The sequence below is a fragment of the Peribacillus sp. YIM B13477 genome, from assembly GCF_042787955.1.
Taxonomy (GTDB): Bacteria; Bacillota; Bacilli; order Bacillales; family DSM-1321; genus Peribacillus; species Peribacillus frigoritolerans.
In genome coordinates this window covers 1-13,055 of the sequence record NZ_JBHZPD010000023.1, presented here as the reverse complement: position 1 = coordinate 13,055, position 13,055 = coordinate 1, and the positions used below count along the sequence as shown (strand labels likewise).

At 41.0% G+C, this 13,055-nt stretch carries 13 protein-coding genes, 1 tRNA gene, 1 other RNA gene and 1 other annotated feature; of the genes, 11 read left to right on the top strand and 4 right to left on the bottom strand.

What is annotated here, in order from left to right:
* Window positions 1-119: 119 nt before the first annotated feature.
* Window positions 120-1,085, bottom strand: a complete 966-nt coding sequence (locus tag ACFX4H_RS26700) for a YaaC family protein (RefSeq protein WP_241638004.1) — start codon at window positions 1,083-1,085, stop codon at window positions 120-122.
* 111 nt (window positions 1,086-1,196) lie between these two features.
* On the opposite strand from ACFX4H_RS26700, the gene guaB reads away from it, so the two are divergent.
* The 4 genes from guaB to ACFX4H_RS26680 all read left to right on the top strand — a co-directional run bounded on the left by guaB (window position 1,197) and on the right by ACFX4H_RS26680 (window position 6,012).
* Window positions 1,197-2,660 carry an IMP dehydrogenase gene (gene guaB / locus ACFX4H_RS26695; protein WP_328138708.1) on the top strand — a complete coding sequence of 488 codons (1,464 nt, stop codon included), beginning with the start codon at window positions 1,197-1,199 and terminating at the stop codon, window positions 2,658-2,660.
* 173 nt (window positions 2,661-2,833) lie between these two features.
* The gene (locus ACFX4H_RS26690) at window positions 2,834-4,153 is read left to right on the top strand and encodes a D-alanyl-D-alanine carboxypeptidase family protein (RefSeq protein ID WP_328138709.1); all 1,320 of its coding nucleotides are present in this window, start codon (window positions 2,834-2,836) and stop codon (window positions 4,151-4,153) included.
* 69 nt (window positions 4,154-4,222) lie between these two features.
* Window positions 4,223-4,447: a binding site (T-box leader), on the top strand.
* 63 nt (window positions 4,448-4,510) lie between these two features.
* Window positions 4,511-5,788, top strand: coding sequence for a serine--tRNA ligase (gene serS / locus ACFX4H_RS26685; protein ID WP_034316273.1), 1,278 nt, complete (start codon window positions 4,511-4,513; stop codon window positions 5,786-5,788).
* A 131-nt stretch (window positions 5,789-5,919) separates the two neighbouring features.
* A tRNA-Ser gene (locus ACFX4H_RS26680) sits at window positions 5,920-6,012 on the top strand.
* A gap of 121 nt (window positions 6,013-6,133) precedes the next feature.
* Here ACFX4H_RS26680 and ACFX4H_RS26675 read toward each other — a convergent pair.
* From ACFX4H_RS26675 to ACFX4H_RS26665, 3 genes are all read right to left on the bottom strand, one after another.
* Window positions 6,134-6,805 carry a deoxynucleoside kinase gene (locus ACFX4H_RS26675; RefSeq protein ID WP_034316271.1) on the bottom strand — a complete coding sequence of 224 codons (672 nt, stop codon included), beginning with the start codon at window positions 6,803-6,805 and terminating at the stop codon, window positions 6,134-6,136.
* On the bottom strand, window positions 6,783-7,442 hold the full coding sequence (locus ACFX4H_RS26670) for a deoxynucleoside kinase (RefSeq protein WP_063589582.1): 660 nt from the start codon (window positions 7,440-7,442) through the stop codon (window positions 6,783-6,785). The genes ACFX4H_RS26675 and ACFX4H_RS26670 overlap by 23 nt, the downstream gene beginning before the upstream one ends.
* A 180-nt stretch (window positions 7,443-7,622) precedes the next feature.
* On the bottom strand, window positions 7,623-8,168 hold the full coding sequence (locus ACFX4H_RS26665) for a cysteine hydrolase family protein (RefSeq protein ID WP_063589581.1): 546 nt from the start codon (window positions 8,166-8,168) through the stop codon (window positions 7,623-7,625).
* Window positions 8,169-8,307: 139 nt separating this feature from the next.
* On the opposite strand from ACFX4H_RS26665, the gene tadA reads away from it, so the two are divergent.
* From tadA to ACFX4H_RS26630, 7 genes are all read left to right on the top strand, one after another.
* Window positions 8,308-8,814, top strand: coding sequence for a tRNA adenosine(34) deaminase TadA (gene tadA / locus ACFX4H_RS26660; protein ID WP_283866896.1), 507 nt, complete (start codon window positions 8,308-8,310; stop codon window positions 8,812-8,814).
* A gap of 147 nt (window positions 8,815-8,961) precedes the next feature.
* Window positions 8,962-9,226, top strand: an RNA gene (gene ffs / locus ACFX4H_RS26655) — signal recognition particle sRNA large type.
* Between the two features lie 183 nt (window positions 9,227-9,409).
* A complete protein-coding gene (gene dnaX, locus ACFX4H_RS26650; RefSeq protein ID WP_249599308.1) occupies window positions 9,410-11,098 on the top strand; it encodes a DNA polymerase III subunit gamma/tau in 1,689 nt (562 codons plus the stop codon).
* A 21-nt stretch (window positions 11,099-11,119) separates the two neighbouring features.
* Complete coding sequence (locus tag ACFX4H_RS26645) at window positions 11,120-11,437, top strand: YbaB/EbfC family nucleoid-associated protein (protein WP_034316375.1); 318 nt, start codon at window positions 11,120-11,122, stop codon at window positions 11,435-11,437.
* A 60-nt stretch (window positions 11,438-11,497) separates the two neighbouring features.
* A complete protein-coding gene (gene recR, locus ACFX4H_RS26640; RefSeq protein ID WP_034316264.1) occupies window positions 11,498-12,094 on the top strand; it encodes a recombination mediator RecR in 597 nt (198 codons plus the stop codon).
* Window positions 12,095-12,114: 20 nt separating this feature from the next.
* Window positions 12,115-12,333 carry a YaaL family protein gene (locus ACFX4H_RS26635; RefSeq protein ID WP_034316261.1) on the top strand — a complete coding sequence of 73 codons (219 nt, stop codon included), beginning with the start codon at window positions 12,115-12,117 and terminating at the stop codon, window positions 12,331-12,333.
* 104 nt (window positions 12,334-12,437) lie between these two features.
* Window positions 12,438-12,707 (top strand): pro-sigmaK processing inhibitor BofA family protein, encoded by a 270-nt coding sequence (locus ACFX4H_RS26630; RefSeq protein WP_370019689.1) that lies wholly within the window; start codon window positions 12,438-12,440, stop codon window positions 12,705-12,707.
* Window positions 12,708-13,055 lie beyond the last annotated feature (348 nt).

The following is a 13,055-nucleotide window of genomic DNA, read 5'->3' as shown; positions in this document are numbered from 1 at the left end:
TGGGGGTTTCCCCCTGTGAGAGTAGGACGCCGCCAAGCCATTTAAAAAGATCAGCCATCCGGCTGGTCTTTTTTTGTCGTTTCAGGTCAGATCATTTCACCAATAGGGTGTTGGAAGGATCAGATGTGGAACCTTTCCGACTTAATCCATTCAAATATTAAAAATGGCACCTTAGCTTGGCTTATTTTAAGGAATTGCACAATGCAAGGGTAATCGTCATTAGGCATGGTTTTCATCAGCTCTGCCCACCATTCTGTTTCATAACGAGCTATTATGCTAAGGTTATAAGAAATCAAATAGTGAATCAAAAGTTCAGGTAATGAAAAAGCGGACGAATCTTTATTTAGAGATAGCATGAATTGTCCTTCTGCTAAATTATACCGTATTGGAGATGTGGCATTATGAATGGGAACACCCTCTGTTTTTAAGTGCAGTGTTCCGGGAGCTTCCGAAATACTGTAAATTTGATTCGTTTTAGCTTTCAAAAATTCTTCCAATCGACTGCTGGACATTTGATAGCTATCCAATATGGTTGAAGGCAATTGAAAACCATTTGGAGAGGGTAGCAGGGCGACGAAATTCTTCTTGGAAATGGACCATGTAAAGTTTTGCATATCCGGGATTTCTTTCATAAGTGTACCCATGGAAAACTTTTCACCTTCCAGATGCTTGATATGAAATAACTTCTCGGCGATGCAGGTGAAAAGTCCATTTTTTTGCGTTTTTACTTCATCCTTCAGAAATTCATATTGTTGCTTTTTCTTTTTCCTCGTAGTTACCCCATGGGCAAGCATCGAAGTCGATTCCGGATAGTTAGGATCAATCGTGAGCAGACAAGCCTTTAATAATTGGGCAAATCCATAAAATGTAAGGATTGGTTGAATGGAAAGTGGTGCAATGGCTGCCTGATTATAATAAGTTTTAGCATGTTCAAGATGGTAAATAAATGGATAACAATTATCATAACTTTTGATTTCCGCTTCTGCTATTTTTTCTTGTGTGTAACATTTTTGTAAAAAAAGTTGAGAGGAAGATGCGGAAAAAAAAGGTGTATATTTATCGAAATTATCATTGTTTTCAGGCATTGCAGCTGTCCTCCGAATTAATAGAATAATCAAACATTTATTTCTCTTCTTGACAGTAGTATGTCCTATTGATAACCTACAAATAATATTTTTAAGCAGGAGGGGAAAATAATGTGGGAAAATAAATTTGCAAAAGAAGGTTTAACCTTTGATGATGTCCTATTAATTCCAGCGAAATCAGAGGTTTTGCCGAAAGATGTCAACCTTCAAGTCAACTTAGCTGAAAACTTAAAGCTCAACCTTCCTATCATCAGTGCGGGAATGGATACCGTGACGGAAGCAGAGATGGCGATTGCCATGGCTCGTCAAGGCGGATTGGGTATCATTCATAAAAATATGTCCATTGAAGCACAAGCTGAACTGGTGGATAAAGTAAAACGTTCAGAAAGCGGTGTAATTACCGATCCATTTTTCTTGACGCCAGATCACCAGGTATTCGATGCAGAGCATTTAATGGGTAAATATCGCATTTCGGGTGTTCCTGTAGTCAACAATATTGAGGATCAAAAACTTGTGGGTATCATTACAAACCGTGATTTGCGATTTATTTCCGATTTTTCCTTGAAGATTTCCAGTGTCATGACTGTTGAGAATCTCGTCACAGCACCAGTAGGAACTAACTTGGAACAAGCAGAGAAAATTCTTCAAAAGTACAAAATCGAAAAGCTTCCTCTTGTAGACGATAATGGAGTTCTTAAAGGACTTATTACGATCAAGGATATCGAGAAAGTCATTGAGTTCCCGAATTCGGCGAAAGATAAGCAAGGGAGATTGCTTGCAGGTGCTGCAGTCGGAGTCACTAAGGATACAATGAAGCGTGTTGAAATGCTTGTTAAGTCCCATGTCGATGCAATTGTACTTGATACTGCTCATGGTCATTCAGAAGGCGTCCTTGAAATGGTGAAGGAAATCCGCGTGACTTATCCTGAATTGACGATCATTGCCGGTAATGTGGCAACAGCTGAAGGGACGAAAGCATTGATTGAAGCGGGAGCCGATGTAGTGAAAGTGGGAATCGGACCAGGGTCAATCTGTACGACTAGGGTTGTAGCCGGTGTAGGTGTTCCACAAATCACGGCAGTCTTCGATTGTGCAACAGAAGCAAGAAAGCATGGTAAAACGATTATCGCTGATGGCGGAATTAAATATTCAGGTGATATCGTTAAAGCCCTGGCTGCAGGCGGACATGCAGTAATGCTCGGCAGTATGCTTGCAGGTGTAACTGAAAGCCCTGGCGAAACGGAAATTTTCCAAGGTCGCCGTTTTAAAGTATATCGGGGTATGGGATCTGTTGCTGCAATGGAAAAAGGATCTAAAGATCGTTACTTCCAGGAAGATAACAAGAAATTTGTTCCAGAAGGCATCGAAGGGCGCCTTCCATACAAAGGACCTCTATCAGATACCATTTTCCAACTGATTGGCGGCATTCGTTCAGGTATGGGATATTGCGGTACAGGCACATTGGAAGAGTTGAGAGAAAACTCTCAATTTGTCAAAATGACCGGTGCCGGATTAAGGGAGAGCCATCCTCATGATGTCCAAATCACTAAAGAAGCACCGAACTACTCAATGTAATGAATTTAACATATAATCGTCATTAAAATTTATTGTTAAAATAGACAGAGTCTGCGATTACTCTGTCTATTTTTTTTATTTTTTCTGTGATAAACTAGACAAGGTGTCAAGGGATTTACATAAAGTTTCTTCTTTGTTATAGAGATTAGCTTAAAAGTTGGAGGTATTGGAAATTGAAAAAAATCAGCAAGATGACCCTCATTTTCTCTTTTGTTTTTGTTCTTGTTATGTCGCAATTTGCCTATCAACCGGGGGAAGCTGTTGCTGAATCTGATAATTTAGGTTTAAAAGCAGAGGCAGCCATCATAATCGATGGTGAAACGGGACAAATCGTGTATGAAAAAAATGCCGATAAAGTATTAGGGATTGCATCCATGTCTAAAATGATGACCGAGTACATCATAATGGAGTCAATTGAAAATGGGAAAATCAGTTGGGATCAAAAAGTAAAAATAAATAAATATGTACATGACCTTTCAAAAGCACCCAATTTGTCGAATGTTGGGTTAACGGAAGGTGAAGATTATACAGTTAAGGAACTATATCAAGCTATGGCCGTCTATTCAGGAAATGCGGCAACAGTAGCTTTAGCACAGCTAGTTTCCGGAAGTGAAAAGAGCTTCGTTAAGTTAATGAACGAAAAAGCAAAGGAATTAGGCTTGAAAAATCATAAATTCGTTAACGCCAGCGGTTTGAATAACTCCGATTTATTAGGGCAACATCCTTCAGGTGATGAAGATGATGAAAATATCATGACAGCAAAAGATACTGCACTTCTTGCTTATCGTTTAATAAATGATTATCCGGAAGTTTTAAAAATCGCCAGCATTCCTAAATTGAAGTTCCGTGACGGAAAAGAATATCCGAACTTCAACTGGATGCTGCCTGGCCTGATTTTTGAATATAAAGGCGTAGATGGACTAAAGACGGGATCTACCGACTTTGCCGGTTATGGCCATACAGGGACGGTTATCCGGGACGGTCAGCGCTATATCACGGTGGTCATGAAGTCCACTAATAAAAACGAACGTTTTGCAGATAGCACTAAGCTTATGAACTATGCTTATGCTACATTTAAAAAGGAAAAAGTCCTTCCAGCCAACTACCAGGTGAAAGGGAAAGAAACACTTTCAGTAGTGAAAGGCAAGGAAAAAGACGTTAAGATTCAATCTGAAAAAGCAATCGAGCTACTTGTTGAAAATGGTGGGAAAGACAACTATAAAACAGATTTAGTGATCGATAAAAACAAATTGAATGATGATGGTAAGCTGACTGCACCAATCAAAAAAGGTGAAAAGCTAGGCTACATCACAGTCACTCCTAAAAAAGGAGAAGATTACGGGTACATCAACGGCGATCCAGTTAAGGTTAACGTCGTAGCTGCCGAATCCGTTGAAAAGGCAAACTGGTTCGTATTATCAATGCGGGCGGTTGGCGGATTCTTTGGAGACGTTTGGAGCAGTGTGGCTTCCACTGTTAAAGGCTGGTTTTAAGTTTCGCGTATAAAACGGTTGCGAAATGTATAAAATTATAGTACATTATGGAAAACAATTTGATTATATAAGAAAGCAATGACAGGAAATAGTAACAAGTATTTCTTTCTACAGAGAGCCGATGGCTGGTGGAAATCGGTGTGAGAGTTTTGTGAATCCCTCCTGGAGCAGAGTATGGAAAGCCTTTTGGGTCAGTAAATACTTTCGGTTAAAAGCCGTTATCGTGATAAGTGGTAGGCGTTTTTCATACGCCTTCAACTAGGGTGGCAACGCGGGTTAACTCTCGTCCCTTCTTCAGGGGACGGGAGTTTTTTGCGTTCTTTGATAAATCATCAAAAACATTAAGGAGGAACTGAAATGTTGGATTTGAAATATGTAAGAAATAATTTTGAAGAAGTGAAGCGTGTATTGCAATTCAGAGGGGAAGATTTAACTGATTTAGGAAAATTCGAGGAACTTGATGTAAAGCGCCGGACCCTGATTGCTGAAACGGAAAAGTTAAAAAGCCAAAGAAATGAAGTTTCACAGCAAGTGGCCATATTGAAACGGGAGAAAAAAGATGCAGATCAGTTGATTGCGGAAATGCGTGAAGTCGGTGACCGTATAAAAGGTTTCGATGATGAGCTTCGTGAAGTGGAAGCACAATTAGAAACATTACTTCTTTCCATTCCTAATATACCGCATGAAAGCGTGCCTGTTGGTGAGACGGAAGACGATAATGTCGAAATCCGTAAATGGGGGGAGTTACCTGAATTCAAGTTTGAACCGAAACCACACTGGGATGTAGCTGGAGATCTAGGCATCCTGGATTTTGAACGGGCAGCAAAAGTGACCGGAAGCCGATTTGTATTTTATCGGGGTCTTGGTGCTCGATTAGAGCGTGCACTAATTAGCTTTATGTTAGACCTTCATGTTGAGGAACACGGATATGAAGAAATGCTGCCACCATATATGGTGAACCGTGCAAGCATGACCGGGACAGGTCAATTGCCAAAATTCGAAGAGGATGCTTTCCGTATTGAAAGTGATGATTACTTCTTGATTCCTACAGCTGAAGTGCCGGTGACAAATTTCCATCGTGATGAAATCATGAGCACGGACGATCTGCCGATTAGCTATGCGGCATATAGTGCTTCATTCCGTTCAGAGGCAGGATCTGCGGGTCGTGATACGCGAGGGCTAATACGTCAGCACCAGTTCAATAAAGTTGAACTAGTGAAGTTCGTGAAGCCGGAAGATTCCTATGCAGAGTTGGAAAATCTCACAGGTCATGCCGAAAAGGTCCTCCAATTGCTGGGTCTTCCATACCGAGTGCTAAGCATGTGTACAGGAGATCTTGGTTTCACAGCTGCTAAAAAGTATGATATCGAGGTTTGGATCCCGAGCTATGGAACGTACCGCGAAATTTCTTCTTGCAGTAACTTTGAAGCATTCCAGGCTAGACGGGCCAATATTCGCTTCAGACGTGATGCAAAAGGCAAACCGGAACACGTCCATACCCTAAATGGATCAGGTTTGGCAATCGGCCGTACAGTCGCTGCCCTTTTGGAGAATTACCAGCAGGAAGATGGCAGTGTTATCATTCCTGAAGTATTACGTCCATATATGCGCGGTGCGGAAGTCATTAAACCGTAAGTCAAAGGGAATCAGCTTCTGGTTAAAGAGGCTGATTCCCCTTTTTATCAAAGTTTGAAAATTATTTTAAAAAACTTTATAGAGGGCTTGACTTTGATTTTGATTCCATGTAATATAATAAATGTTGATACGGAGGTATACCCAAGTCCGGCTGAAGGGATCGGTCTTGAAAACCGACAGGGGAGTCAAATCCCGCGGGGGTTCGAATCCCTCTACCTCCTCCATAACTTATTAATAACCACAGCGCATAAATTGGATATCGATGAATTCCGTTACAGTTACGTAACGGAATTTTTGTTTTCTAATATATTAAAAAACCACCGGATAACCGGTGGTTTTTTTGTTTTACACATTTCGCAACAACTTGGTTTGCTCCATATATTCGGCAATCCGTTTTATAAGAGGTTCGATACTTGCTTCATCCTGCATAAGATCATATTCGTTTATATTTAATCGAAGGACAGGGCAGGCGTTGAATTGATCAATCCATTCTTCGTAACGGCCGTGCATTTCCTGCCAATATTCAATTGGGGTATGCTGTTCCATTGGACGGCCGCGCTCTTGGATCCGGTTGAGGATATCATCGAGTGAACCTTCGAGATAGATAAGTAAATCAGGGTGCGGGAAGTATGGCGTCATTACCATGGCATTGAAAAGGCTTGTATACGTTTCGTAGTCCACGTCATTCATCGTGCCTTTTTCATAATGCATTTTTGCAAATATCCCGGTGTCTTCATAAATGGAACGGTCTTGGATAAAACCGCCGCCATATTCAAAGATTTTTTTTTGCTCTTTAAAACGTTCAGCGAGGAAATAGATTTGCAGGTGGAAACTCCAACGATTAAAATCATCGTAAAACTTATCCAGGTAGGGGTTCGTATCAACCTTCTCAAATGATGTCCTGAATTGAAGGGCATCGGCTAACGCATTGGTCATGGTCGATTTTCCTACGCCAACCGTCCCTGCTATCGTAATGACGGCGTTGTTTGGAATATTATATTTCTTTCGTAAGTTCATTTGACTTTACTCCTTTGTGCAGGGCATTCTCTATTTGGCTGATTATCGTTTTCAAATCATCCTTGTTCCCGACAAAATCCAGCTCATCTCCGTTGAATGTAAGAACAGGGATGTCAGGGTGCTGTTTCTCGAATGTTTCCATGAATGTTCGATAATCCGCGGATAACTGCTCTAAATAAATGGAGGATATATTTTCTTCGATTTCACGACCTCTTTTACCGATTCGGGAGAGGAGAGTATCAAGGCTTGCGTTTAAATAAATCACCATATTAGGTTCAGGCATATCCCGTGTTAAAATATTGAATATCTCAAGGTATTTATTGTATTGTTCGTTCTTTAACGTTCTTTCAGCAAATATCAAGTTCTTGAATATATGATAATCAGCCACTACGGCTTGGTCATTAGTAAGATACTTTTTTTCGATATCTTCCAATTGTTTATAACGGTTACACAGAAAAAACATTTCTGTTTGAAAGCTCCACTCATCAATATCTTTATAGAATTTCCCGAGAAATGGATTTTCATCGACAATTTCCCTTAATAATGAAATTTGAAAATGATCAGCGATAACTTTTGCGAGTGATGTTTTTCCCACGCCGATTGGACCTTCGACAGTGATAAATGGGGTGGATTTCATCCAATCTGTCCTCCTTCATGAGGTATCAAGCTAAAATTCCCGGTCATAGGATTTTCGCCAAGAGATATTGTATCACAGACTTGGGACTTTAGTGACATTTTTGTCAGGTTGATAAAGAAAGAGAATGAAAGAGTGTTAATTGGGGAGGTATGTAGGTTAATGCCTTGTTCGATTGAATGCTTACATGTCTTCACCTTGTTTTATGGATGCCTTGAGAACATGGTTCATCATTTTTAATGCGTAATGATTATCTTCCTTTGATGCAGAAGCTATGCAATCCTTCGGAATCCATAATTTATATTCCCGCATATAGGCATCATTGGCAGTGAATAGCACGCAGATGTTGCCAGCTATGCCAGTAATGATCAGGGTATCCACGTTTAATCGTTTAAGCAGTGTATTGAGTGCCGTCCCATAAAATGCTGAATGCTTCGGCTTGATGAGAAAAAATTCGTCCTGTTGAGGTTTTATTCTTTCAATTAATGAGGCATTACCTTCATTTTTACATTTATCAATGATTTTATCGAAGTCTGCCTGCCATAAATCATAATGATCATTGATATAAATGATTGGAAAACCTTTTTCTTTCATTTGCTTCTTTAATTTCAAGATCGGATCGACGATAAGTTTCGTATGTGCAAGGAGCATATTCCCGTATTTGAAGTCAAAGTCATTGATCATATCAATGATAAGCAATGCAAAGGAAGGCGATTCAGGTCGATTCATGGTATATCCTCCTGTATTGTGAGAATTTACTTGCAGCACATATGCCGAATGCGTTACTATTCATTAGAACAAGTAGTATGACCTTTATTTTGGCTTATATTTGTCTGTTTACTCCTATTTAATATGAGGGGGTTTTTTTTTGAAGGATGATGTTCATTACATGAATTTAGCCTTAGAGGAAGCAAAAAAGGCGCGGCAATTGAATGAAGTGCCGATTGGCGCTTTAATCGTAATAGATGATCAAGTTATTTCGACGGGGCATAACCTGAGGGAAACGGAACAGAATGCGACAGCACATGCGGAGCTCCTTGCAATCAATGAGGCTTGCCGTGCTACTGGCAGTTGGCGTCTTGAAGATGCGACATTATATGTAACGCTGGAACCTTGCCCGATGTGTGCCGGTGCCATCTTGCAATCAAGGGTGAAAAGGGTTGTTTTTGGAGCGCATGACCCAAAGGCTGGCTGTGCAGGCACATTCATGGATTTACTCCAAGATGAACGCTTCAACCATCAATGTGATGTAACCAGCGGTGTATTGGGGGAAGAGTGCGGCTGGATATTGACTTCTTTTTTTAAAGAGCTAAGGGATAGAAAGAAAACGTTGAAAAGAGAGCAGGCACTCAAGCTTGCCGAAGAAAATAAATAAGTGAAAAACGAACGTTGAAGAAGAGTCTTTGCTTCATTTGGTAAATTTGGAATTGAACTGTCCAAGAACAACACTTGCGTTTTTTTTGTTACCTTAGTATAATGAATTATGCGTCGACATGACGCTATGAAATTGGTATTACTTTTGCCGTGCTAGACGGGGAGGTAGCGGTGCCCTGTACTCGCAATCCGCTCTAGCGAGGTTGAATCCCTTCTCGAGGTTAGCATTCTGTAGGGCCTGCCTTAAGTAAGTGGTGTTGACGCCCGGGTCCTGCGCAATGGGACTCCATGAACCATGTCAGGTCCGGAAGGAAGCAGCATTAAGTGGAAGTTCTCATGTGCCGCAGGGTTGCCTGGGCCGAGCTAACTGCTTAAGTAACGCTTATGGTTGCTAATCGACAGAAGGTGCACGGCAGTTATTTTACATAAACAAAAAACTCATTCGTATCGGGTGGGTTTTTTTTTATGCCAAGAAGGTAAAGTGCTTGGTGTTTTTGAAAAAAATGAGGCAATGATGAAATTTCATTTTAGACTTTGATATTAAGGAAATCAGTAATGTATAATAAACAAGATGGAGAAAAGAAGGAGGGATTTCCGTGGGGTATCAAGCATTATACCGGGTATGGCGGCCGCAACAATTCATTGATGTAGTCGGGCAGGAACATGTGACGAAAACGTTGCAGAATGCTTTGGTTGGGCAAAAGGTTTCACATGCCTATTTATTTTCCGGTCCACGTGGAACAGGGAAAACAAGTGCTGCCAAAATTTTAGCAAAAGCAGTGAATTGTGAGCATGCCCCGACAAGTGAGCCCTGTAACGAATGTGCTACCTGCCGCGGAATCACCGATGGCTCCATATCAGATGTTATAGAAATTGATGCAGCATCCAATAATGGTGTCGAGGAAATCCGTGACATTCGTGATAAGGTCAAATATGCACCTAACGCGGTTACATATAAAGTTTACATCATTGATGAAGTACATATGCTTTCACAAGGGGCGTTCAATGCGCTTTTAAAGACATTGGAAGAACCTCCGAAGCATGTGATTTTCATATTGGCGACGACTGAGCCTCATAAGATTCCACTAACGATCATTTCCCGTTGCCAAAGGTTTGATTTTAAACGGATCCAGCCTCAAGATATAGTTGGCCGGATGTCACAAATCATTGCAGAAACAGGTGTTTCTTGTGATGAACAAGCCCTGCATATCATTGCGAGGGCAGCCGAAGGCGGGATGCGGGATGCACTAAGCCTTCTTGATCAAGCGATATCCTTCAGTTCGGAGACGGTTTCAGTGGAAGATGCATTGACTGTCACCGGATCTGTTTCGCAAGCGTTTTTAAGCCGGCTGGCAAAAGCTATATATGATAAAGAAGTAGCGGTGGCACTTGAAGTCCTTGAAGAATTGCTGGCCATGGGAAAAGACCCGGCTAGGTTCATAGAAGACATGATTTATTACTTCCGTGACATGCTGTTGTTTCAAACGGCACCGGCACTGGCAGAATCCTTCGAGCGTGTTTTGATAGATCCCCAATTCAAGGAATTGGCAGAAGTGATTTCTTCTGAAACGATTTACTCCATAATTGAAAGCTTCAATCAAACACAGCAGGATATGAAATGGACAAATCATCCAAGGATTTTCCTTGAGGTGGCACTTGTGAAGTTATGTAATGAGCAAAGGCCAAATCAAATTGATAACGGGCAGCTTCAACAGCTGCAGCAGAAAATAGAAGATTTAGAGAAGAAATTACTCGAAATGCAGAAAAACGGCATTCCGGCAGCCATGGCAGAAAAACCTGCAGAGCAGGCTAAGGCGCAAAGGGCCGTTAAAAAGTCATATAAAGCACCTGCCGGAAAGATCAATCAAGTTTTGAAACAAGCTACAAAGCCAGGTCTTAATGCTGTGAAAAGTAAGTGGGGGGAAGTGCTTGAACAGTTAGGTCTGCAAAACCAAAAGTCATTGGCAGCTTTATTAACGGAGGCGGAACCTGTTGCTGCGTCAACTGAAGCTTTTGTGGTAAAATTCAAATATGATATTCATTGTCAAATGGCAATGGAAAATAACCGTTTCGTGGAAGTGATAGCCTCGATCATGCAGCAATTGACCGGACACCGAATGGAGATAGCTGGAGTTCCGGAAAGCCAGTGGCAAAGGTTGCGGGAGGACTTCATCTCAACACAGCAGTTCGACGGTCCAGAAGAAACGGAATCAAAAGAAGAAGACCCCTTTATAGCAGAGGCTAGAAAATTAGTCGGCGATGATTTACTTGAAATTAAAGAATAATTGGAGGTAAGGAAAATGGGTATGCGCGGCGGTAATATGCAGAACATGATGAAACAAATGCAAAAGATGCAAAAGAAGATGGCAGAGGCACAAGAAGAATTAGGTGAAAAAAGGGTTGAAGGAACTGCCGGTGGCGGAATGGTAACGGTCATCGTGACTGGACATAAAGAAATAGTCGATGTAGTCATCAAACCGGAAGTTGTCGATCCGGACGATATCGATATGCTTCAGGATTTAGTGTTGGCTGCCACTAACGATGCTTTGAAAAAGGCGGAAGAACTGACAAACCAAACGATGGGACAATTCACTAAGGGAATGAACCTTCCGGGTATGTTTTAAGCAAGTTCAAAAGAAACTTCCTTTCAGGGGGTTTCTTTTGAAATTTTTAGGAGGAATTCGATGCATTATCCAGAACCAATTTCCAAGCTCATTGACAGTTTTATGAAATTGCCGGGGATTGGTCCTAAAACGGCTGCTCGATTAGCCTTTCATGTATTAAGCATGAAGGAAGATACTGTTTTGGATTTTGCAAAAGCACTTGTTAATGCTAAGCGGAATCTTATGTATTGCTCAGTCTGTGGTCATATTACAGATCAAGATCCCTGCTATATTTGCGAAGATCAAAAGAGGGACAGAAGTTTGATCTGTGTGGTTCAGGACCCGAAAGATGTTATAGCTATGGAAAAGATGAGAGAGTTCAATGGTTTATACCATGTACTGCATGGCAGTATTTCCCCGATGGACGGAATCGGTCCGGAAGATATAAATATTCCTGATTTATTAAAGCGCCTGCAAGATGAAACAGTGCTGGAGGTAATTTTGGCTACTAATCCTAACATTGAAGGTGAAGCGACAGCCATGTATATTTCCCGGTTGCTTAGACCATCAGGCATCAAAGTGACCCGAATTGCCCACGGACTTCCTGTTGGCGGAGATTTGGAGTATGCGGATGAAGTGACGCTATCAAAAGCAATAGAAGGAAGAAGAGAAATATAAGATAGCTGGGAGGACTTCACTTGTTCTTTCGTAAAAAAAAGAAACTTCGGAATGAATTCAATGATTCATTAATCGAAGAGCTTGAACAATTGAAATGGAATTGGCATAATCAAAAATCATTACTTGAAAAAAGCGTTGATCCATCTGAGGAAGTAATCGCCCAAACGAGACTGGCGGAAGTGAAATATTTCTACTTATTCAGGGAAGTTAAAAGAAGGAATGTTCGCTTAAAAAGATGATAAGGAAATGGCTGTGAAGGATTGTTTGTTCCTCATGGCCATTTTTTTCGGTTCTTAATCCAGCGTTTCCTTCATATAAGTTTAGTACAAGCTTGCGGGGAGGAATGAGTTTGGAACCAGTTGTCTTTGTTGCCATAGTTGGCGGCTTGATTTTAATGCTCCTCATTATCGGGGCCCCATTAAGACCTGTCCGGTTCATAGGGCAGGGCATTATAAAGGTCATTATCGGTGCAGCATTTTTGTTCTTTTTGAATACACTTGGGAATCAGGCGGGCATTCATGTCCCCATCAACCCTGTTACCTCGGCAGTCGCCGGCCTGCTTGGAATACCGGGAGTTGCCGCATTGGCGGCCATTGGTTATTGGATCATTTAAAGGATAGTGCGTCGAAGTCATCTTATGAAAACCTCATGGATATCTCCTTGGGGTTTTTATCATGCTATAGTTTTTTTAAAAAAAACTAATTTAACCATTGACGATTACTAAACAACCTGATAATATATTAGGAGTCGCCAATGACGACATCATACATTGCTTAACCGAAAAACAATATGAAAATAGTTGTTGACATCAGGTTTGGTAAATGATAAGATAATAAAGTCGCTTACGAAGTAACGACGATAATCGCTCTTTGAAAACTGAACAGAACAAAGCGCCAACGTTAAATTTTAAGTGAGCACACACTATCAAAAAAGCAAATGAGCAAGTCAAACATTTCTTCGG

What these genes read in the sequence shown, in the direction of transcription:
- recR (WP_034316264.1), top strand. Translation starts at nt 11,498, where the DNA reads ATGCATTATCCAGAACCAATTTCCAAGCTCATTGACAGTTTTATGAAA.
- ACFX4H_RS26630 (WP_370019689.1), top strand. Translation starts at nt 12,438, where the DNA reads ATGAGTTTGGAACCAGTTGTCTTTGTTGCCATAGTTGGCGGCTTGATT.
- ACFX4H_RS26670 (WP_063589582.1), bottom strand. Translation starts at nt 7,442, where the DNA reads ATGAAATCCACCCCATTTATCACTGTCGAAGGTCCAATCGGCGTGGGA.
- guaB (WP_328138708.1), top strand. Translation starts at nt 1,197, where the DNA reads ATGTGGGAAAATAAATTTGCAAAAGAAGGTTTAACCTTTGATGATGTC.
- serS (WP_034316273.1), top strand. Translation starts at nt 4,511, where the DNA reads ATGTTGGATTTGAAATATGTAAGAAATAATTTTGAAGAAGTGAAGCGT.
- ACFX4H_RS26675 (WP_034316271.1), bottom strand. Translation starts at nt 6,805, where the DNA reads ATGAACTTACGAAAGAAATATAATATTCCAAACAACGCCGTCATTACG.
- ACFX4H_RS26665 (WP_063589581.1), bottom strand. Translation starts at nt 8,168, where the DNA reads ATGAATCGACCTGAATCGCCTTCCTTTGCATTGCTTATCATTGATATG.
- ACFX4H_RS26645 (WP_034316375.1), top strand. Translation starts at nt 11,120, where the DNA reads ATGCGCGGCGGTAATATGCAGAACATGATGAAACAAATGCAAAAGATG.
- ACFX4H_RS26700 (WP_241638004.1), bottom strand. Translation starts at nt 1,085, where the DNA reads ATGCCTGAAAACAATGATAATTTCGATAAATATACACCTTTTTTTTCC.